Source organism: Pseudomonas sp. QL9, assembly GCF_041409665.1.
Lineage (GTDB): Bacteria > Pseudomonadota > Gammaproteobacteria > Pseudomonadales > Pseudomonadaceae > Pseudomonas > Pseudomonas knackmussii.
Genome location: NZ_CP166971.1, coordinates 2,635,292 through 2,655,607, shown reverse-complemented (window position 1 = coordinate 2,655,607; position 20,316 = coordinate 2,635,292). Strand labels below are relative to the sequence as shown.

Sequence of the window (20,316 nt, the reverse complement as noted above, 5' to 3'; positions counted from 1 at the left end):
CCTACGGGTGTGAAAGGGTGAGACCAATCCCCTCTCTATCGCCCCAATCGGAACGTGCGCTTCGCCTTCGGTCATCCGCGCTGGTTAAAATGCGCGCATTCGTCTGAAGGAGCATTCCGTGGAGAAATTCAAAGGCGCACTGGTGGTGGGATTCCTGCGGTTGTTCGCCATGTTGCCGTGGCGCGCGGTCGGGGCCCTGGGCGCGGGCATCGGCTGGCTGATGTGGAAGCTGCCCAACCGCTCCCGCGAGATCGTGCGGATCAACCTGACGCATTGCTTCCCCGAGCTGTCGCCGACCGAGCGCGAGAAACTGGTCGGACGCAGCCTGATGGACATCGGCAAGACGCTCACCGAAAGCGCCTGTGCCTGGATCTGGCCACCGCAGAAGTCGCTGCAGTACATCCGCGAAGTGGAAGGCATGGAGGTGCTGGAAGAGGCCCTGGCCTCGGGTGACGGCGTGGTCGGCATCACCAGCCACCTGGGCAACTGGGAAGTGCTCAACCACTTCTATTGCTCCTACGCCAAACCGATCATCTTCTACCGCCCGCCGAAGCTGAAGGCGGTGGATGAGCTGCTGAAGAAGCAGCGCGTGCAGCTGGGCAACCGCGTGGCGCCGTCCACCCCGGAAGGCATCATCAGCGTCATCAAGGAAGTGAAGCGCGGCGGCTGCGTCGGCATTCCCTGCGACCCTGAGCCGGACCTGGGCTCGGGGCTCTTCGTGCCCTACCTCGGCACCACCGCGCTCACCAGCAAGTTCGTGCCCTCCCTGCTCGCGCGGGGCAAGGCACGCGGGGTGTTCTTCCATGCCGTGCGCCTGCCCGATGGCAGCGGCTACAAGGTGATCCTCGAGGCGGCACCGGCGGACATGTACGACAAGGACATGGAAGTCTCGGTGGCCGCCCTGAGCCGCGAACTGGCCCGCTACGTACGCGACTACCCGAGCCAGTACATGTGGACCATGAAGCGCTTCAAGAAGCGCCCGGAAGGCGAAGCCAAGTGGTACTGAGCTGAAGGAGCAGCCGCATGCTGGGATTGCCGACCACCGCCACCGCGCCCTTCTGCCCATCCGAGGTCAAAGGTAGCGTCGTCGTCTCGCCCAGCGCGCCGCTGTGGAAGCGCATCCTGCAATTCGCCGGGCCCGGCCTGCTCGTGTCCATCGGCTACATGGACCCGGGCAACTGGGCGACGGCCATCGAAGCCGGTTCGGGCTTTGGCTACCAGCTGCTGTTCGTGGTCCTGCTTTCCAGCCTCGCCGGCATGGTCCTGCAATGTCTGGCGATGCGCCTGGGCATCGTCAGCGGGCAGGATCTGGCGCAGCTCTCGCGGCAACGCTACAGCCCGGCCGTAGCCAGGGGGCAGTGGCTGCTGGCAGAGCTGTCGATCATCGCCACCGACCTTGCCGAAGTACTCGGCTGCGCCCTCGCCTTCCACCTGCTGCTGGGCGTCAACCTCACCGGCGGCATCCTCCTCACCGCCCTCGACACCCTGATCGTCCTTGGCCTCAAGGGGCAGCGCTTCCGCCACCTCGAAGCCATCATGCTGGGCCTGATCCTCACCATCAGCGCCTGCTACGCGGTCGAGCTGCTGCTGATCAAGCCGCATTGGCCGGACGTGGCCATCGGCTTCCTGCCCAGCTGGCAGGCGGTCAGCGACCGCGAGCCGTTGTACCTCGCGATCGGCATCCTCGGCGCCACCGTGATGCCGCACAACCTCTACCTGCATTCCTCCATCGTGCAGACCCGCGCGGTTTCCGGCAGCCAGGGCAAGGCCTCGGCAATCCGCCTGGCGCGTCTGGATACCGTGGTGTCGCTGAGCCTTGCGCTGCTGATCAACGCCGCCATCCTGATCCTCGCCGCGGCGGCCTTCCATGAAACCGGGCATTCCGACGTCACCGAGATCCAGGATGCCTACCGCCTGCTCGAACCCCTGGTCGGCGCCGGCCTGGCCGCCATCCTGTTCGGCGTGGCGCTGCTGGCTTCCGGGCAGAGTTCGACCTTCACTGGCACCATCGCCGGCCAGGTGATCATGGAGGGCTTCCTGCAGATGAAGATTCCGTGCTGGCAGCGTCGCCTGATCACTCGTGCCCTGGCGCTGATCCCGGCGCTGATCGGCGTGCTGCTGCTGGGCGACAAGGCGGTGGGCAAGCTGCTGGTGTTCAGCCAGGTGGTGCTCAGCCTGCAACTGCCGTTCGCCCTCTGGCCGCTGATCCGCTTCACCAGCGACCGCGCGTTGATGGGCGAATTCGTCAACAGCCGGCTGACCCAGGCTTTGGGCTGGCTGCTGTTCGTGGTCATCAGTGGCGCCAACCTGTGGCTGCTGGGGCAACTGTTCGCTTGACCTGCGCCGCCATATCGGGCGGACTATGCCGCTGACCTTCCGGACGGATGCCGAGCATGGCGAATCAGAGGCAGTACCCGCGTACCCCGATGAAGTGCAGGATCAAGATCGCCCACGCGAGTTTCGGCGAGATTTTCGGCCACACCCGCGACCTCTCCGACGGCGGCGTCTATGTGCGCCATGAAGCCCTCGCCGGCCTGCCCGCCGGCACCCGCGTGACCGGCCAGGTGCAAGACCTTCCGATCGAGGCGCCGGTGTTGCAGATGGAAGTCACCCGCACCGACGCCGAAGGCGCTGGCTTGCGCTTCGTCGAGTGAAGCGCCCGACGAAGAACCTGACTTTCGGGTCCGTTATTCGCTAGAATACGCGCCGCTCGGCATAGGGCCGGGCATGGGTTCCCTCACCCCATCGATGAAAAAGGACCACGCATGTCTGCCTTTTCCCCGGCGGCACGGCGCAACGCGCTGGCCGGCCTGATCGTTTTCCACATCATCATCATCATCGCCAGCAACTACCTGGTGCAGCTGCCCATGACCCTGTTCGGCTGGCAGACCACCTGGGGTGCGTTCAGCTTCCCGTTCATCTTCCTGGCCACCGACCTCACCGTGCGCCTGCTCGGCAAGGGCCCGGCGCGGCGTGTTATCGCCCGCGTAATGCTGCCGGCGCTGCTGGCTTCCTACGTGGTTTCGGTGCTGTTCCAGGACGGCGGCTACCGCGGTTTCGCCGCGCTGGGCGAGTTCAACACCTTCGTCGGACGCATCGCACTGGGCAGCTTCTTCGCCTACGCGCTGGGGCAGATCCTCGACATCCAGGTCTTCGACCGCCTGCGCAAGCTGCGCCAGTGGTGGATCGCCCCGGTCGTGTCGACCCTGTTCGGCAACCTGATGGACACCTTCGCGTTCTTCTCGGTGGCCTTCTGGCACAGCGCCAACCCCTTCATGGCCGAGCACTGGGTGGAGATCGCCAGCGTCGATTTCGCGGTGAAGCTGAGTGTCAGCCTGATTCTCTTCGTGCCGCTCTATGGCGTGCTGCTGAACGCCATTCTGCGTCGCGTGCAGCGGCCGGCGCTGGCCTGAAGGTCGGCGATTCCCTGTAGGAGCGGACCTTGTCCGCGAATCGCGGGCATGGCCCGCTCCTACAAAGGGCGGTGCGGTTAGCTGTTCTGCGCCTTGTCGAGCTTGCGCAGGAACACCGTCATTTCCTTCTCGGCCTGCTTGTCGCCGTGGGCCTGGGCTACGGCCAAACCATCGGCCCAGGCGGCGCGGGCGCCATCGAGGTCGCCTTCGGCCTGTAGGGCCTTGCCCAGCAACTTCCAGGCTGCCGAGTACTTCGGGTCCTGCTCCACGCAGCGGCGCAGATGAACCGCTGCCCTGGCGGCTTCGCCGGCATCCAGGTAGCCCTTGCCGAGGCCAAAGCGCAGCAGCGGGTTATCCACGCCTTTGGCGAGCATTTTTTCCAGTCCTTCGAGCATCGCCTGCCCTCCTTCAGAAGAACGTCAGACCGGCCTGGAACAGCCGCTCGATGTCACGGATGCGCTTTTTGTCGACCACGAACAGGATCACGTGGTCGCCGTGTTCGATCAGCAGTTCGCCGTGGGCGATCAGCACTTCCTCTTCGCGGATCACTGCGCCGATGGTGGTGCCCGGCGGCAGGTTGATCTTGCTCAGCGGGCGGCCGATGACCTTGCTCGATTTCGGGTCGCCGTGGGCGACCATTTCGATGGCTTCGGCGGCGCCACGGCGCAGGGAATGCACGCTCTCGATATCACCACGACGCACGTGGGTCAGCAGGGTGCCGATGGTGGCCAGCTGCGGGCTGATGGCGATATCGATCTCGCCGCCCTGCACCAGGTCCACGTACGCCGGGTTGTTGATGAGCGTCATCACCTTGCGCGCGCCCAGGCGCTTGGCCAGCAGCGAGGACATGATGTTCGCCTCGTCGTCGTTGGTCAGGGCGAGGAAGAGGTCGGTTTCGCCGATGTCTTCCTCCAGCAGCAGGTCACGATCCGAGGCGCTGCCCTGGAGCACGATGGCGCTGTCCAGGTTGTCCGAAAGATGCCGGCAGCGCGCCGGGTTCATCTCGATGATCTTCACCTGGTAGCGGTTCTCGATGGCTTCTGCCAGGCGTTCGCCGATGTTGCCGCCGCCGGCGATGATGATCCGCCGGTAGTTCTCCTCCATCCGCCGCATCTCGCCCATCACCGCGCGGATGTGGGCCTTGGCAGCGATGAAGAAGACCTCGTCGTCGGCCTCGATCACGGTGTCGCCCTGGGGGATGATCGGCCGGTTGCGCCGGTAGATGGCCGCCACGCGGGTGTCGGCGTTGGGCATGTGCTCACGCAGCTGACGCAATTCCTGGCCCACCAGCGGGCCGCCGTAGTGCGCCTTGATGCCAACCAGCTGCGCCTTGCCTTCGGCGAAGTCGATCACCTGCAGCGAGCCGGGGTATTCGATCAGCCGCTTGATGTAGTTGGTGACCACTTGTTCCGGGCTGATCAGCACGTCCACCGGAATGGCCTCGTTGTTGAACAGCCCGCTGCGGGTCAGGTACGCCGCCTCGCGCACGCGGGCGATGCGGGTCGGCGTGTTGAACAGGGTATAGGCCACCTGGCAGGCGACCATGTTGACCTCGTCGCTGTTGGTCACCGCCACCAGCATGTCGGCGTCATCGGCGCCGGCCTGGCGTAGCACCGTGGGGAAGGAGGCCTTGCCCTGCACCGTTCGGATGTCGAGGCGGTCGTTGAGGTCGCGCAGGCGCTCGCCGTCAGTGTCGACCACCGTGATGTCGTTGGCTTCGCTGGCCAGGTGTTCGGCGAGGGTGCCGCCGACCTGCCCGGCACCGAGGATGATGATCTTCATTGCGGCTTCCTATGCCTATTCACTGGGGCTCGCGAGCTAGAGCGAGACTAGGAAGGCGGTGGTTTTGAAAACGCAGTTCACTCTAGTGAATGAGCATTTCGAAATCGCCGCCTGACGCCGTATCGCCGACGCGCAGCAGCCCCCGAACCTATCGGGCGGAAATCTTGATCAGCTTGGCATAGTAGAAACCGTCGTGTCCGCCTTCCTGCGGCAGCAACTGGCGGCCGTGGTCCTGCTTCAGCCCCCAGGGGCCGGCGAGGTCCAGCTCACGGGCGCCGGGCGTGCGGGCGAGGAAGGCGGCGATCGACTCGCGGTTTTCCTGCGGCATCACCGAGCAGGTGGCGTAGAGCAGGATGCCGCCCACTTCCAGGGTCGGCCAGAGCGCGTCGAGCAGTTCGCCCTGCAGTTGGGCCAGGGCTGGGATGTCTTCGGCGGCGCGGGTCAGCTTGATGTCCGGATGGCGGCGGATCACGCCGGTGGCCGAGCAGGGCGCGTCGAGCAGGATGCGCTGGAACGGCTTGCCGTCCCACCAGGCGGCGGTGTCGCGGCCGTCGGCGGCGATCAGCTGGGCGTCCAGCTGCAGGCGTTGCAGGTTCTCGCGCACGCGCACCAGGCGGGACTCTTCCAGGTCCACGCCAAGCACGCTGGCCAGGCCCGGTTCGGCTTCCAGCAGGTGGCAGGTCTTGCCGCCGGGGGCGCAGCAGGCGTCGAGCACGCGTTGGCCGGGGGCCAGTTCGAGCAAATCGGCGGCTAGTTGCGCGGCTTCGTCCTGCACGCTCACGCGGCCTTCGGCGAAGCCCGGCAGCTCGCGCACGTCGCACGGCTGGTCGAGCTGGATGCCGTCGCGGCTGAAGGCACAGGCCGTGGCGTCGAATCCAACGGTCTGCAGTTCGGCCAGGTAGGCGTCACGAGTGCCCTGGCGGCGGTTGACCCGCAGGGTCATCGGCGGATGCGCGTTGTTCGCCGCGCATACGGCTTCGAACTGTTCCGGCCAGGCTTGTTTGAGGGCCTTCTGCAGCCAGCGCGGGTGCGCGAGGCGTGCGGCTGGGTCGCGGTCGATGTCCGCCAGCAGCCCTTCGCTTTCGCGCTGGGCGCGGCGCAGCACGGCGTTGAGCAGGCCCTTGGCCCAGGTTTTCTTCAGCTTGTCCGCGCAGCCGACGGTCTCGCCGATGGCTGCGTGCGGGGGAATGCGGGTGTAGAGCAACTGGTAGAGGCCGACCAGCAGCAGCGCCTCGACGTCGCGGTCGCCAGCCTTGAACGGCTTCTGCAGCAGGCGCGAAGCCAGGGCTGCGAGGCGCGGTTGCCAGCGCGCGGTGCCGAAGGCCAGCTCCTGGGTCAGGCCGCGATCACGCGGAGCGACCAGCTCCAGCTGCGGCGGCAGCGAGCCACCCAGCGAGGCGCGGCCGGCGAGCACGGCAGTCAGGGCGCGGGCGGCGGCAAGGCGCGGGCTGACGCTCATTGGCCGAGCACCTGGCCGGCGGCGAACTGCTCGCGGCGGCTGTTGAACAGGTCGGCGAAGGCCAGCGGCTTGCCGCCGGGCAGCTGCACGCGGGTCAGCAGCAGGCTGCCTTCGCCACAGGCTACGAGCAGGCCGTCGCGGCTGGCGTCGAGGATCTTGCCGGGCTCGCCCTTGCCTTCGCCCAGGCGCGCGGCCCAGACCTTCAGGGTTTCGCCGTTGAGCGTGGTGTGGCAGACCGGCCAGGGATCGAAGGCGCGCACGCGGCGCTCCAGTTCGGTGGCCGGCAGGCTCCAGACGAGCTTCGCTTCGTCCTTGCTGAGCTTGTGCGCGTAGGTGGCCAGGGCATCGTCCTGGGCCTCGCCCTTCAGCGTGCCGGCGGCGAGGCCGGCGATAGCCTCGATCACGGCCGGCGGGCCGAGGCGCGCGAGGCGGTCATGCAGGCTGCCGCCGGTGTCTTCGGCGGAAATCGGGGTGGCGACCTTGAGCAGCATCGGCCCGGTGTCCAGACCGGCTTCCATCTGCATCACGGTGACGCCGCTCTCCGCGTCGCCGGCTTCCACCGCGCGCTGGATCGGCGCCGCACCGCGCCAGCGCGGCAGCAGCGAGGCGTGGCTGTTGATGCAGCCCAGGCGCGGGATGTCGAGCACCACCTGCGGCAGGATCAGGCCGTAGGCAACCACCACCATCAGGTCCGGCTTCAGCGCGGCCAGCTCGGCCTGTGCCTCTTCGTTGCGCAAGGTCGGCGGCTGCAGCACCGGCAGGCTGTGCTCCACGGCGAGCTGCTTGACCGGGCTGGGCATCAGCTTCTGCCCGCGGCCTGCCGGGCGGTCTGGCTGGGTGTAGACAGCGACGATCTGGTGCGGGGTGTCGAGCAGGGCCTTGAGGTGCTCGGCGGCGAAGTCCGGGGTTCCGGCGAAGACGATGCGCAATGCTTGGCTCATGCGGGGCTCGCTACAAAGAAAAAAGGCTTGCCGGGGCAAGCCTTTGGGGATGGGGCGTCAGGCGCGCTGGCGGTGTTGCTTTTCCAGCTTCTTCTTGATCCGGTCGCGCTTGAGGCTGGACAGGTAGTCGACGAACAGCTTGCCGTTGAGGTGATCGCACTCATGCTGGATGCAGACGGCCAGCAGGCCATCGGCGATTTCCTCGAAGGCCTTGCCGTCGCGATCCAGCGCCTTGATGCGCACGCGCGTCGGGCGATCGACGTTCTCGTAGAAGCCGGGCACCGAGAGGCAGCCTTCCTGGTATTCGCCCATCTCTTCGGTGAGCGGCTCCAGTTCCGGGTTGATGAACACGCGCGGTTCGGACTTGTCTTCGGACAGGTCCATCACCACGATGCGCTTGTGCACGTTCACCTGCGTGGCGGCCAGGCCGATACCGGGCGCCTCGTACATGGTTTCGAACATGTCGTCGACCAACTGGCGAACAGCGTCGTCGACCCGCTCGACCGGCTTGGCGATCGTGCGCAGGCGCGGATCGGGGAATTCGAGAATGTTCAGAATGGCCATATGCGTTTGTGATGCACTTGTGGAATAAAGTAAAAATCGGCTGCTAATATGCTGAGCAGCATCGAAAAACGCTGAAAAGCCCGGTAGGGGCGGCTTTGCGGCGTTTCAGGGGTACACATAATAAAGGGATTCACCGCATGAGGAAAACACTACTCGCCGTGCTGCTGCTTGCGGCAGGCAGCGTGGCGCAGGGTGCCGTAGAGCTCAGGGACGGCCATCCGGATCGCTATACCGTGGTCAAGGGTGACACTCTCTGGGACATCTCGGGCAAGTTCCTGAGCAAACCCTGGAAGTGGCCGGAAATCTGGCAGGTGAATCCGCAGATTCGCAACCCGCACCTGATCTACCCGGGCGACGTGCTCAGCTTGGTGTACATCGACGGCCAGCCGCGCCTGGTCCTGGGCCGCGGCGCGTCCCACGGCACCATCAAGCTGTCGCCGAAAGTGCGCAGCACGCCCATGGCCGAGGCCGTGCCCACCATTCCGCTGGACAAGATCAACGCCTTCCTGCTGTCCAACCGCATCGTCGACAGCGAAGGTGATTTCGAAAAGGCCCCGCATATGGTTGCCGGTGATGCCGAGCGCGTGGTCAGCGGCGCCGGTGACCGCGCCTATGCGCGCGGCGACTCGCTGGTAGAGCAGGGCAGCTACGGCATCTTCCGCCAAGGCAAGACCTACACCGACCCGGACACCAAGGAAGTCCTCGGCATCGACGCCATGGACATCGGCAGCGCCAACGTCACCGCCAAAGAAAACGACGTCGCCACGCTCAACCTGACCCGTTCCACCCAGGAAGTGCGTCCGGGCGACCGTCTGTTCCCCACCGAGGAGCGCGCGGTGACCACGGTATTCATGCCCAGCGAGCCGAAGACCCCGATCAAGGGCACCATCATCGACGTGCCGCGCGGCGTAACCCAGGTCGGCAAGTACGACGTGGTGACCATCGACAAGGGCGCGCGCGACGGCCTCGAGGAAGGCAACGTGCTGGCCATCTACAAGCTGGGCGAGACGGTGCGTGACCGCGTCGACGGCGACCTGGTGAAGATGCCTGACGAGCGCTCCGGCCTGGTGATGATCTTCCGCACCTACAACCGCCTGAGCTACGGCCTGGTGCTCACCGCCAGCCGCTCGCTTGAAGTGCAGGACAAGGTGCGCAACCCCTGACGCACCAAGTTCTTCGAGAACCCCGCTTCGGCGGGGTTCTTTGTTTCTGGCCTTCCGGTTTTTCCGAGCGGTCCGACAGGCACCCGCCCATCCGGACGGCATAGTCGGGCGTTCCGCCCGCGACCGAAGGAACGCCACCATGCCCTCTCCCGCCGAACTCGAAGCCCGCCTGCGTCTGCACCTATTGCCCGAACTGGGGCCTCGCCGCTTCGTTGCGCTATTGGCCGCCTTCGGCTCTGCCTCTGCCGCGCTCAGTGCGCCCGCTGCTGCCTGGCGCTCGCTGGGGCTGCCGGCGGTCTGCGCCGAGGCACGGCGGAGCGAACCGGTGCGCGGGCGAGCAGCCGCAGCGCTGCGCTGGCTCGAGCAGGAGGGATGCTACCTGCTGCTGTCGGATCAGGAAGATTACCCGGCGCTGCTCTCGGAGCTGTCCGACGCCCCGCCGCTGCTGTTCGTCGAAGGTAAACCCGAGGTGCTGCAGCGTCCGCAGCTGGCCGTGGTCGGCAGCCGCCGTGCCAGCCATCCGGGGCTGGACACCGCGAAGTCCTTTGCGCGAGCGCTGGCCGGTGGCGGCTTCGTCATCACCAGCGGGCTGGCCCTGGGCATCGATGGCGCCGCCCATGAAGGCGCGCTGGCCGCAGGCGGCGCGACCGTCGCCGTGCTCGGAACCGGCCTCGAACACATCTATCCGAATCGCCATCGCTCACTGGCGCGACGCATCGTCGAAGGCGGCGGTGCGCTGGTCAGCGAATTGCCGCTGGATAGCCCACCGAATCCATCTAACTTCCCGCGGCGCAATCGCATCATCAGTGGGCTCTCCCTTGGCGTGCTGGTGGTCGAGGCCAGCCCCTCCAGCGGTTCGCTGATCACCGCTCGCCTGGCCGCCGAGCAGGGCCGCGAGGTCTATGCGATCCCCGGTTCCATCCACCACCCCGGCGCGCGCGGCTGTCACGAGCTGATCCGCCAGGGGGCGAGCCTGGTGGAAAGCGTCGAGCACATTCTCGAAGGCCTGCAGGGCTGGACCCAGAGCGAATGCGCTGCGCCCGTACCGAAGGCGGAGCGCGCCCATCCCCTGCTCGCCCTGTTGCGCGCCGCGCCCCACAGCAGCGAAGAACTGGCGCTTGCCAGTGGCTGGGAATTGCCCCGCCTGCTAGTGGAGCTGACCGATCTCGAACTGGCCGGCCGCGTGGCCTGCGAGGCCGGCGTCTGGGTGCATCGCGGTGGCTGAGCACGTAAACTGCCGCGCATTCGAATTTCCCCGGAGTTTGCCGATGATCAGCAGTTGGCGTGTAAAGCGTGCGGCCAAAATAGTGCGCGATGGGGGCGTCATCGCCTACCCGACCGAAGCGGTCTGGGGGCTGGGTTGCGACCCATGGAATGAAGACGCGGTGTACCGCCTGCTCGCGATCAAGGCGCGACCGGTGGAGAAAGGCCTGATCCTGGTCGCCGACAACATTCGCCAGTTCGACTTCCTCCTCGCCGACCTGCCGCAGGCCTGGCAGGAGCGCCTGGCCGCCAGCTGGCCAGGCCCCAACACCTGGCTGGTGCCGCACCAGAACCGCCTGCCCGAGTGGATCACCGGCCAGCACGACAGCGTTGCCCTGCGTGTCACCGATCATCCGCTGGTGCGCGAGCTCTGTGCCCTCACCGGGCCGCTGGTATCGACCTCGGCCAACCCCGCCGGCCGCCCGGCAGCGCGGTCGCGACTTCGCGTAGAGCAGTACTTCCGTGGCGAACTGGCCGGCGTGCTGGACGGCAAGCTCGGCGGTCGCCGCAATCCCAGCCTGATCCGCGATCTGGTGACCGGCCAGGTCGTCCGCCCTTCCTGAAGCAGGAGCTGCATGTGTAGGAGCGGATCTCATCCGCGAATCGCGGAGTGATTAGCGGCTATCGCGGACAAGGTCCGCTCCTACGTTGTTTTCTGGATCCCCGCGTTCGCGGGGACGACGGGGAAACACATGTTTCAGCCCCGTCACTCCCGCGAATGCGGGAGCCCAACAGACAGTTGCTCCTACAGCTTCCCCTCTATCAGGGCAGCAGAATGGTCGATCCAGTAGTACGCCGCGCCGCCAGCTCGGTCTGCGCCTTGGCCGCATCCGCCAGGGCGAAGCGCTGGTTGATCTCGACCTTGATCTTGCCGCTGGTGAGCATGCCGAACAGGTCTTCGGCCATGGCTTGCAGGCGCTCCGGCGTATTCGCGTAGCCGAACAGCGTCGGGCGGGTGACGAACAGCGAGCCCTTCTGCGCGAGGATGCCCAGGTTCACCCCGTCCACCGCGCCCGAAGCATTGCCGAAGCTGACGATCAGCCCGCGCTGCGCGGCGCAGTCGAGGGAAATCGGCCAGGTGTCCTTGCCCACCGAGTCGTAGACCACCGGGACCTTCTTGCCGTCGGTGAGCGCCAGCACGCGCTCGACCACATTCTCATGGCTGTAGTCGATGGTTTCCCAGGCGCCGTGGGCCTTGGCCAGCTCGGCCTTGGCCGCGGAGCCGACGGTGCCGATCAGTTTCACGCCCAGGGCCTTGGCCCACTGGCAGGCGATAAGGCCGACGCCACCGGCCGCCGCGTGCCACAGCACGGTCTGGCCGGGCTGGGCGTTGTAGGTCTGGCGCAGCAGGTACTGCACGGTGAGGCCCTTGAGCATCACCGCGGCGGCGGTCTCGAAGCTGATGCTGTCTGGCAGCTTCACTAAGTTGGCCGCGGGCAGCACGTGCAGTTCGCTGTAGGAACCCAGCGGGCCGGTGGCGTAGGCGACGCGGTCGCCGACCTTGAAGCCGCTGACTTCGCTGCCGACAGCATCCACCTCGCCCGCACCCTCGGTGCCCAGTCCGGAGGGCAGCGCGGGCGCCGGATAGAGACCGCTGCGGTAGTAGGTGTCGATGAAGTTCAGGCCGATGGCGCGGTTGCGCACGCGAACTTCCTTCGGCCCCGGCTCGGCGGGTGTGTAGTCGATGTATTCGAGGACTTCCGGGCCGCCGGTGCGGGCGAACTGGATACGCTTGGCCATGTCGATCTCCTGCGACGCGCAGCGTCCGCTGTAGGACGCTGCTTTGAGAAAAGTCTTTCATCCAAGCCGCCCTGTTGATCGCCGTCAAGCACGGGATGCTGGGCGGGGATGCTATGCTTGGCCCCCTTTTTCGGCCTGCGGCCCACGCGCCGCGCGGCTTTCCCGCTCCAAGGTGACTCCGTGACCGACCGTATCGAGGCCGTGAAGGCCTACCTGCTCGACCTGCAAGACCGCATCTGTGCCGCGCTCGAAGCCGAAGACGGCGGCGCGCGCTTCATCGAGGACGCCTGGCAGCGCCCGGCCGGCGGCGGTGGCCGTACCCGGGTGATCGGCGACGGCGCGGTGATCGAGAAAGGCGGGGTGAACTTCTCCCACGTGTTCGGCGCCGGCCTGCCGCCGTCGGCCAGCGCGCACCGTCCGGAACTGGCCGGCCGCGGCTTCCAGGCACTGGGCGTGTCGCTGGTGATCCACCCGCGCAACCCGCATGTGCCGACTTCCCACGCCAACGTGCGCTTCTTCATCGCCGAAAAGGAAGGCGAAGAGCCGGTCTGGTGGTTCGGCGGCGGCTTCGACCTGACGCCCTACTACGGCAACGAGGAAGACTGCGTGCACTGGCACAAGGTCGCCCGCGACGCCTGCGCGCCCTTCGGCGAGGACGTCTACCCGCGCTACAAGGAATGGTGCGACCGCTACTTCCACCTCAAGCACCGCCACGAGCCGCGCGGCATCGGCGGGCTGTTCTTCGACGACCTGAACCAGTGGGACTTCGACACCAGCTTCGCCTTCCTGCGCGCCATCGGCGATGCCTACATCGAGGCCTACCTGCCGATCGTGCGCAAGCGCAAGGACACTCCCTGGACCGAGCGGCAGCGCGAATTCCAGGAATTCCGCCGCGGCCGCTACGTCGAGTTCAACCTGGTCTACGACCGCGGCACCCTTTTCGGCCTGCAGTCGGGCGGGCGCACCGAGTCGATCCTCATGTCGCTGCCGCCGCAGGTGCGCTGGGGCTACGACTGGAAGCCGGAGCCGGGCAGCGAAGAGGCGCGGCTGACCGAATACTTCCTGCAGGACCGCGATTGGCTCGCGGGTCATTGATGGGCTGAGCACAGCCAAGCCCGTCGCCGTTATCCACAAGAAGAAACTTCCCAGGAATTCCATGGACCGCTATTGCGTCTTCGGCAACCCCATCGGCCACAGCAAGTCGCCGCTGATCCACCGCCTGTTCGCCGAGCAGACCGGCCAGGCGCTCACCTACGAAGCGCTGCTGGCGCCGCTGGACGACTTCACCGGGGCGGCCCGCGCCTTCTTCGCCGAGGGCCTGGGTGCCAACGTCACTGTGCCGTTCAAGGAAGAGGCCTATCGCCTGGCCGATGAGCTGAGCGAGCGCGCCCGTCGTGCCGGCGCGGTCAACACCCTGAAGAAGCTCGATGGCGGCCGCCTGCTCGGCGACAACACCGACGGCGCCGGCCTCACCCGCGACCTGGTGGTGAACAACGGCGTGGCGCTGGCCGGCAAGCGCGTGCTGGTGCTTGGCGCCGGCGGCGCGGTGCGCGGCATCCTCGAACCCTTCCTCGGCGAGCGTCCCGCCGCGCTGGTGGTGCTCAACCGCACAGCCGCGAAAGCCGAGCAGCTGGCCCGTGAGTTCGCCGACCTGGGCGAAGTGCGCGCCGGCGGTTTCGACCTGCGCGAGGAGGCCTTCGACGTCATCGTCAACGGCACCTCGGCGAGCCTCGCCGGCGAGCTGCCGCCGATCGACCCGGCGCTGATCCGCAAGGGCCACACGGTCTGCTACGACATGATGTATGGCAAGGAAACCACCGCCTTCAATCGCTGGGCTGCCGAGCAAGGTGCGGCGCGCTGCATCGACGGTTTGGGCATGCTCGTCGAGCAGGCCGCCGAAGCCTTCCAGCTTTGGCGCGGTGTGCGCCCCGATTCGCGGCCGGTGCTGGCCGAACTCCGCCGCCAGCTCGCTGACTGACCGGCTCTTCGTGGGAGCGAGCTTGCTCGCGAATGGCGCCGCGTCACCCTTGCTCGCGGGGCCCGTAGGATGCGTTTCGCTTCGCTCTACCCATCCTACTCAACCCGCAACACCGCTCCTTCGCCCATCTGCCTGGCCAGCTCGTCGCGCACCCTCGGGCGCGCGTTGCGCAGGACCAGGTGGCGCCCCTCCCCGGCCAGGCGTCGCGCTTCCTGCTGGAGCATGTGCGCGCCGGCGAAGTCGATGAAGTTGACGTGCTGTGCGTCCAGCACCAGGCACCGGCCTCGGCTCGTCTGGATCAGCCGCTGCAGGTAGTCGCAGGCGCCGAAGAAGATCGAGCCCTCGACCCGCAAGACCTCCTCGCCGGTGGCCTCCCAGCGCTCCACGCGCGGTTGCGAGGTGCGCCGCAGGTAGAGCAGCAGCGAGGCCAGCACGCCGAGGTAGATCGCATTCTCCAGCGGCAGCAGTAGGGTCGCGGCGGCGGTCAGCGCCATCACCAGGAACTCGCTGCGGCTGCCGCGCCAGAGCGCGCGTAGCGCCGGGCGGTCGACCAGGCCCCAGGCGATCAGCAGGATGCCACCGGCCATCGCCGGTAGCGGGAGGTGGGTGATCAGCCGGGCGCCGGCCAGCGCCAGCGCGGCGACCCAGAGCGCGGAGAAGACCCCGGCCAGCGGCGAGCGCGCGCCGGCCTCCAGGTTCAGCCCGGAGCGGGTGAAGGAGCCGGCCGAGAGGCTGGCGGAGAACCAGGGCCCCAGCAGGTTGGACAGCCCTTGGGCGCGGATTTCCTGGTTGGCGTCGAGGAACTGCTGGCTGCGCGCGGCCAGCGAGCGGGCAATGGACAAACTGGTCACCAGACCGAGCAGGCCGCAGGCGAGGGCGCCGGGCAGCAGTTGGGTGATGGTCCGGACATCGAAGTGCAGCGGACTGAAGGGCGGCAATGCGCTCGCGAAAGCCTGCACCCGCGCGACCCCGGCGAACCACTGGGGCAGCGCCCAGGCGCTCAGGCTGGCGACCAGCAGGCCGAGCATCAACGCCGGCCAGCGCGGTCTCAGCCAGCGCACGAGCAGGCTGACGGCGAGGCTCAGCAGGCCGATGGCGAGGGATGGCGTGTCGCTTTCATCCAGGCGTTGCAGCAGCAGGTGCGTGCCATCCAGCGCGCTGCCCTGGCTGTGGACTTCGACGCCAAGCAGGTACGGCAACTGCCCGAGGGCAATCACCAGCGCCGCGCCCAGGGTGAAGCCGAGCATCACCGAGTGGGAGACGAAGTTCAGCAGCACGCCGAAGCGCAGGGCGCCCAGCGCCCATTGCAGGACTCCGGCGAGGAAGGTCAGCAGCAGCACGAGTTGCACGTAGCTCTCGCTGCCCGGCGGCGCGAGCGGCGCCACCGTGGCATAGAGCACCACCGAGATCGCCGCCGTCGGCCCGCCGACCATGTGCCGCGACGAGCCCCATAGGCAGGCGATAGCCACCGGCAGCATGGCTGCATAGAGCCCGTACTGCGGCGGCAGCCCGGCGATCAGCGCATAGGCGATGGACTGCGGCAGCGCCAGCACTGCGCCGGCGAAGCCGACCCAGGCCTCCTGAGCCATTGCCCGCGGGCCCAGGCGCGGCAGCCAGGCGAGGAACGGCAGCAGGCCGTGGAGGCGGCGCATCGAGGGATTACAGCCGTGCCTGAACAGCGCTCAGCGCGTCGCCGCCGTCGCGGGTCTTCACGCCGTCCAGCCACTTGCCCAGGGCCTGCGGGTTGGCCTTGATCCAGGCCTTCACCGCGTCGGTATTGGCGACGTTCTTCTCCAGCACCTGGGCCATCACCGCATTTTCCATCGGCAGGTCGAAGCTCAGGTTGGCCAGCAGCCGTGCGCTGTTCGGGCACTGCTGGGCGTAGCCGTTGCGGGTCAGGGTGTAGACGCTGCCGGTGGCGCCGAAATACTTGTCGCCGCCGGTGAGGTACTTCATGTCGTACTTCACGTTCATCGGGTGCGGCGTCCAACCGAGGAAGACGATCCAGCGCTGGCGCTTAACCGAGCGGCCGACCTCGGCAAGCATCGCCTGCTCGCCGGACTCCACCAGCTTCCAGTCGCCCAGGCCGAACTCGTTGCCGCCGATCATCTTCTGGATCGACTGGTTGGCCGGCGCGCCAGATCCGATGCCGTAGAGCTTGTGGTCGAACTTGTCGGCGTACTTCTGCAGGTCGGCGAAGCTCTTCACGCCCCCGTCGTACACGTAGCTCGGCACGGCCAGGGTGAACTCGGTGCCCTCGAGGTTCTTCGCCAGTTGCTGGACCTGGCCGCTGGCGACGAACTTGTCGTGGTAGCTCTGCTGCGCCGGCATCCAGTTGCCGAGGAAGGCGTCCACCTGGGCGTCGCGCAGGCCGCCGTAGATGATCGGCACCGAGAGGGTGTCCACCTTGGCCTGGTAGCCGAGGCTGTCGAGCAGGAAGCTGGCCACGCCGTTGGTGACGGCGATGTCGGTCCAGCCCGGATCGGCCAGCTTGACGGTGGTGCAGGCGGCGTCCTCGGCATGGGCGCTCTGCCCGGCCAATGTCACGGCGCTGGCCAACAGCAATGCGGATAGCTTGGTCATGCTCTCTCTCCCCTCGGCTTTCTCGGTTGTGGTTATCAGGGCTTGGGATAACGGGCGCGGCGCTCCAGGTCGTCCAGGTCGATGTGGTTGCGCATGTATTGCTGGCTGGCGTCGACGAAGGGCTGGTGGTCCCAGCTGGTCCGCTTGCCCTGGTTCAGAGCCGCGTCGACGAAGCGCCGGCGGCGCTGGCTGGCGAGGACCTGGGCGGTGATCGCCGGGATGTCCCAACGCTGCCGCGCCTCCGCCAGGAAGGCCTCGAACAGCTCGCGATGCGACGCCGAGCCGGCCAGGTTCTCCAGCTCGCGCGGGTCGTTCTTCAGGTCGAAGAGCAGGCAGGGGTCCTGCTCGGAGTAGACGAACTTGAAGTTGCCACGCCGGATCATCATCAGCGGGCTGAGCGTGCCTTCGGCGGTGTATTCGCCGATCACCTCGTCGTGCCCGCCCTGCCCTTGCAGGTGCGGCAGCAGCGAATGGCCGTCTAGCTCCAGCTCCGCCGGTAGCTCGCCGCCGGCCAGCTCGACCAGGGTCGGCAGCAGGTCGAGGGTGGACACCGACTCGCTCACATGGCGCGCGGCGAAGCGCTTGGACGCGCTGATCAGCAGCGGCACGCGGGCGGCCATCTCGAACCAGTGCATCTTGTACCAGAGGCCGCGCTCGCCAAGCATGTCGCCGTGGTCGCCGGAGAACACCACCAGCGTGTCTTCGGCCAGGCCGCAGTCCTCCAGGGTCTTGAGCAGCGCGCCGATCTGCGCATCGACATAGCTGCAGGCGCCGAAGTAGGCACGGCGGGCGTCGCGGATCTTCTCCGCCGGCAGCGGCTTGTCCCACAGGTCGATGACCTTGAGCAGGCGCTGCGAATGCGGGTCCTGCTCGTCCTGCGGCAGCTCCACCGAGGGCATCGGGATGTCCTCGTCGCGGTAGAGGTCCCAGTACTCGCGCGGGATGGTGTAGGGATCGTGCGGGTGGGTCATGGAGACCGTCAGGCAGAACGGCCGGTCGGCGTGTTCGCGCACGTGGTCGTAGAGGTACTGCCGCGCCTTGAACACCACTTCCTCGTCGAAGTCGAGCTGGTTGGTGCGCACGCAGGGCCCGGCCTGCAGCACCGAGGACATGTTGTGGTACCAGCTCGGGCGCACGTCCGGCTCGTCCCAGTTCACCGCCCAGCCGTAGTCGGCCGGGTAGATGTCGCTGGTCAGGCGTTCCTCGTAGCCGTGCAACTGGTCCGGCCCGCAGAAGTGCATCTTGCCCGACAGCGCCGTGCGGTAGCCGAGGCGGCGCAGGTGGTGGGCGTAGGTGGGCACGTCGGCGGCGAAGTCGGCGGCGTTGTCCCAGGCGCCGATCTGTGTCGGCAGGCGGCCGCTGACCAGGGTGAAGCGCGAGGGCGCGCACAGCGGGCTGTTGCAGTAGGCCGAGTCGAACACCACGGCCTGCTCGGCCAGGCGCATCAGGTTGGGCATGCGGATCGGCGAGGCCGGGTCATGCAGCGGCAGCAGTGGCGCGGCCATCTGGTCGGCCATGATGAAGAGGATGTTCGGGCGTGGCATGGCGGGACTTATCCTATGCACGATTGTTATGGGATAGTGCTGTGGATGAGTGTCATGCCGCGTCGAATGAGGGTAAAGCGCATGCCAGCACATGCTTCGGATAACACCAGCTTATGGATGAAGCGCCCATGAGCCTGCCCCTGGAACTGCTCCGCGTGTTCGAGTGCGCGGCGCGCGAGCAGGGCTTCACCGCCGCCGCCGCCGAACTGGGCAGCAGCCAGCCGGCGGTGAGCCAGCAGATCAAGCGCCTGGAAAAGCTGTTGGGCGTGCGGCTGTTCGATCGGGTACACCGGGGCATTGTGCTGACGGAAAGCGGCCTGCTCCTGCAGCAGCATGTGCAGGCCGGGCTGGCCGAGCTGGAAGCGGGTGTCGCGGCGGTCAGCGCTCGGCACAGCCAGGAAGTGCTGCAGGTGGCCACCGACTTCGCCTTCGCCGCCTATTGGCTGATGCCGCGCCTGCCGCGCTTCCGCCAGATGCACCCGCAACTGGACGTCAGCCTGCTGAGCAGTGAACGCAGCCCGAGCAGCCTGCGCAGCGACGTCGACGTGGCTATCGCCTTCGGTGACGGGCGCTTCAAGCACGGCGAGGCTTTGCTGCTGTTCGGCGAGGAAGTCTTCCCGGTGTGCAGCCCGCACCTGCTCGGCGAGCGCCAGCTGCCTTTGCCGCTGGAGGAACTGCAGCGCCTGCCGCTGCTGCACCTCAAGTCCGAGGCGCACAGCCGCTGGTTCGACTGGCCGGCGCTGTTCCGCACGCTCGACCTGCAGCGGCCGCCGGAGTCCGCCGGGCTGCGCTTCGATAACTACACGCTGTTGGTGCAGGCAGCCATCGCCGGCCAGGGCGTGGCCATCGGCTGGCGGCACCTGGTCGACGAACTGCTGGAGCAAGGGTTACTGTGCCGGCCGGTCCGCGAAAGCGCCGCCTCGCGCTATGGCTATTACGCCGTGCAACCCGAGCGCAAGCGCCGCGCGCGCCTGGTGCAGCTCTTCATCGACTGGCTGCATGACGAATTGAAAAGGGAGGGCCCCGCACCGTGACCGGCTTCGATGAAATCGCCATCCAGGGCTTCCACGCCCACGTTTACTACGATGCCACCACCCTGGAGCAGGCCCGCACCCTCTGCGAGGAAGCGGCGCGCCGCTTCCCGCTGCAGATGGGGCGCATGCACCAGAAACCGGTCGGACCGCATCCGGACTGGAGCTGTCAGCTGGCGTTCGCACCTGAAGTATTCGCGGACCTGGTGCCCTGGCTGGCGTTGCACCGTGGCGGGCTGGTCGTGTTCATCCATCCGCAGACCGGGGATGAACTGGTGGATCACCGCGACCGGGCGATCTGGATGGGGGCCGTGCGGCCGTTGGATCTGAGCTGCCTGATGTGAGCGCTCAGCTGGCCTGGCGCAATTGCTGGCCGAAACCCGGAGCCTCGTCGATGCACGCCTGCAGGCTGAGCGCGTGGTGCGCGAGGATTTCCCCCAGCAGACGCTGCGCCGGCAGTTCCAGGTAGGCCTCCAGGCTGGCGTTGTCGGCCCAGCGGCCGCGCAGGCGCCAGACATCGCTGGTGGTAGCCGGCAGCAGGACTTCGTAGGACTGGCAGCCGGGCAACTGGTGGGCGGCGCTGATCAGGCGATCGAGCAGTTCTGCAAGCGCCGCCTCGTGGCCGGGGCGGGACTGGATCAGAAGCTGATGTTCGAGTGGGCGTCGAATGGCCATGCGTGATTCCTCCTGTCCCGGGCCCAGCGAACGGGGATTGGCCCGGTTGTGCCAGAGTAGGAGCCAGGCACCTGGCAGCGGTAGACGGATGCTGCGCACTTCTTGCCTGATCCTGCGCAAGACGGTCGAGCCTGCCTGATCGCGCCGCTTCCGCTGCTTCTGGCGCATGTTGCCGGCGCC

At 67.2% G+C, this 20,316-nt stretch carries 21 protein-coding genes; 11 read left to right on the top strand and 10 right to left on the bottom strand.

Annotated elements, in window-relative coordinates:
* Positions 1-118 precede the first annotated feature (118 nt).
* The 4 genes from ACA097_RS12585 (at position 119) to ACA097_RS12570 (ending at position 3,413) form a co-directional block, all read left to right on the top strand.
* Positions 119-1,006 (top strand): lysophospholipid acyltransferase, encoded by an 888-nt coding sequence (locus tag ACA097_RS12585; protein WP_160285385.1) that lies wholly within the window; start codon positions 119-121, stop codon positions 1,004-1,006.
* 17 nt (positions 1,007-1,023) lie between these two features.
* The gene (locus ACA097_RS12580) at positions 1,024-2,337 is read left to right on the top strand and encodes an Nramp family divalent metal transporter (protein WP_371370307.1); all 1,314 of its coding nucleotides are present in this window, start codon (positions 1,024-1,026) and stop codon (positions 2,335-2,337) included.
* A 56-nt stretch (positions 2,338-2,393) separates the two neighbouring features.
* Complete coding sequence (locus tag ACA097_RS12575; RefSeq protein ID WP_043247974.1) at positions 2,394-2,654, top strand: PilZ domain-containing protein; 261 nt, start codon at positions 2,394-2,396, stop codon at positions 2,652-2,654.
* A 111-nt stretch (positions 2,655-2,765) separates the two neighbouring features.
* A complete protein-coding gene (locus tag ACA097_RS12570; RefSeq protein ID WP_371370306.1) occupies positions 2,766-3,413 on the top strand; it encodes a 7-cyano-7-deazaguanine/7-aminomethyl-7-deazaguanine transporter in 648 nt (215 codons plus the stop codon).
* Between the two features lie 77 nt (positions 3,414-3,490).
* Here ACA097_RS12570 and ACA097_RS12565 read toward each other — a convergent pair whose 3' ends face one another.
* The 5 genes from ACA097_RS12565 to def all read right to left on the bottom strand — a co-directional run bounded on the left by ACA097_RS12565 (position 3,491) and on the right by def (position 8,159).
* Positions 3,491-3,808: a tetratricopeptide repeat protein gene (locus ACA097_RS12565; protein WP_371370305.1), complete on the bottom strand. Its 318-nt coding sequence runs from the start codon at positions 3,806-3,808 to the stop codon at positions 3,491-3,493.
* A 13-nt stretch (positions 3,809-3,821) separates the two neighbouring features.
* Positions 3,822-5,195 (bottom strand): Trk system potassium transporter TrkA, encoded by a 1,374-nt coding sequence (trkA, locus tag ACA097_RS12560; protein WP_371370304.1) that lies wholly within the window; start codon positions 5,193-5,195, stop codon positions 3,822-3,824.
* A 148-nt stretch (positions 5,196-5,343) separates the two neighbouring features.
* Positions 5,344-6,654, bottom strand: coding sequence for a 16S rRNA (cytosine(967)-C(5))-methyltransferase RsmB (gene rsmB, locus ACA097_RS12555; protein WP_371370303.1), 1,311 nt, complete (start codon positions 6,652-6,654; stop codon positions 5,344-5,346).
* Complete coding sequence (gene fmt, locus ACA097_RS12550) at positions 6,651-7,595, bottom strand: methionyl-tRNA formyltransferase (protein WP_371370302.1); 945 nt, start codon at positions 7,593-7,595, stop codon at positions 6,651-6,653. The genes rsmB and fmt overlap by 4 nt, the downstream gene beginning before the upstream one ends.
* Before the next feature lie 57 nt (positions 7,596-7,652).
* Positions 7,653-8,159, bottom strand: a complete 507-nt coding sequence (gene def / locus ACA097_RS12545; RefSeq protein ID WP_043247985.1) for a peptide deformylase — start codon at positions 8,157-8,159, stop codon at positions 7,653-7,655.
* 137 nt (positions 8,160-8,296) lie between these two features.
* Between def and ACA097_RS12540 the strand changes: the two genes are divergently transcribed.
* The 3 genes from ACA097_RS12540 (at position 8,297) to ACA097_RS12530 (ending at position 11,148) form a co-directional block, all read left to right on the top strand.
* On the top strand, positions 8,297-9,322 hold the full coding sequence (locus tag ACA097_RS12540) for a LysM peptidoglycan-binding domain-containing protein (protein WP_160285392.1): 1,026 nt from the start codon (positions 8,297-8,299) through the stop codon (positions 9,320-9,322).
* 139 nt (positions 9,323-9,461) lie between these two features.
* Complete coding sequence (gene dprA / locus ACA097_RS12535) at positions 9,462-10,547, top strand: DNA-processing protein DprA (RefSeq protein WP_371370301.1); 1,086 nt, start codon at positions 9,462-9,464, stop codon at positions 10,545-10,547.
* 43 nt (positions 10,548-10,590) lie between these two features.
* Positions 10,591-11,148, top strand: coding sequence for an L-threonylcarbamoyladenylate synthase (locus ACA097_RS12530; protein WP_043247991.1), 558 nt, complete (start codon positions 10,591-10,593; stop codon positions 11,146-11,148).
* 199 nt (positions 11,149-11,347) lie between these two features.
* On the opposite strand, the gene ACA097_RS12525 is transcribed toward ACA097_RS12530, so the two are convergent.
* Positions 11,348-12,325, bottom strand: a complete 978-nt coding sequence (locus ACA097_RS12525; RefSeq protein WP_371370300.1) for a quinone oxidoreductase — start codon at positions 12,323-12,325, stop codon at positions 11,348-11,350.
* Positions 12,326-12,505: 180 nt separating this feature from the next.
* Here ACA097_RS12525 and hemF point away from each other — a divergent pair, with 180 nt between their 5' ends.
* Both hemF and aroE read left to right on the top strand, forming a co-directional pair.
* A complete protein-coding gene (gene hemF / locus ACA097_RS12520) occupies positions 12,506-13,420 on the top strand; it encodes an oxygen-dependent coproporphyrinogen oxidase (protein ID WP_371370299.1) in 915 nt (304 codons plus the stop codon).
* A 61-nt stretch (positions 13,421-13,481) separates the two neighbouring features.
* Positions 13,482-14,303 (top strand): shikimate dehydrogenase, encoded by an 822-nt coding sequence (gene aroE, locus ACA097_RS12515; RefSeq protein ID WP_371370298.1) that lies wholly within the window; start codon positions 13,482-13,484, stop codon positions 14,301-14,303.
* Positions 14,304-14,398: 95 nt separating this feature from the next.
* Here the strand turns inward: aroE and ACA097_RS12510 are convergent, their stop codons facing one another.
* From ACA097_RS12510 to betC, 3 genes are read right to left on the bottom strand one after another with little or no spacing between them, the layout of a single operon-like run.
* Entirely contained in the window at positions 14,399-15,955 is a 1,557-nt protein-coding gene (locus ACA097_RS12510) for a SulP family inorganic anion transporter (RefSeq protein WP_371370297.1), read from the bottom strand.
* 7 nt (positions 15,956-15,962) lie between these two features.
* Positions 15,963-16,886: a choline ABC transporter substrate-binding protein gene (locus ACA097_RS12505; RefSeq protein ID WP_371370296.1), complete on the bottom strand. Its 924-nt coding sequence runs from the start codon at positions 16,884-16,886 to the stop codon at positions 15,963-15,965.
* 35 nt (positions 16,887-16,921) lie between these two features.
* The gene (betC, locus tag ACA097_RS12500; protein ID WP_371370295.1) at positions 16,922-18,430 is read right to left on the bottom strand and encodes a choline-sulfatase; all 1,509 of its coding nucleotides are present in this window, start codon (positions 18,428-18,430) and stop codon (positions 16,922-16,924) included.
* Positions 18,431-18,558: 128 nt separating this feature from the next.
* Here betC and ACA097_RS12495 point away from each other — a divergent pair, with 128 nt between their 5' ends.
* Both ACA097_RS12495 and ACA097_RS12490 read left to right on the top strand, forming a co-directional pair.
* Complete coding sequence (locus tag ACA097_RS12495; protein ID WP_371370294.1) at positions 18,559-19,464, top strand: LysR family transcriptional regulator; 906 nt, start codon at positions 18,559-18,561, stop codon at positions 19,462-19,464.
* The gene (locus ACA097_RS12490) at positions 19,461-19,805 is read left to right on the top strand and encodes a DOPA 4,5-dioxygenase family protein (RefSeq protein ID WP_371370293.1); all 345 of its coding nucleotides are present in this window, start codon (positions 19,461-19,463) and stop codon (positions 19,803-19,805) included. The genes ACA097_RS12495 and ACA097_RS12490 overlap by 4 nt, the downstream gene beginning before the upstream one ends.
* Before the next feature lie 4 nt (positions 19,806-19,809).
* Here ACA097_RS12490 and ACA097_RS12485 read toward each other — a convergent pair whose 3' ends face one another.
* Entirely contained in the window at positions 19,810-20,136 is a 327-nt protein-coding gene (locus ACA097_RS12485) for an antibiotic biosynthesis monooxygenase family protein (RefSeq protein ID WP_371370292.1), read from the bottom strand.
* Between the last annotated feature and the right edge of the window lie 180 nt (positions 20,137-20,316).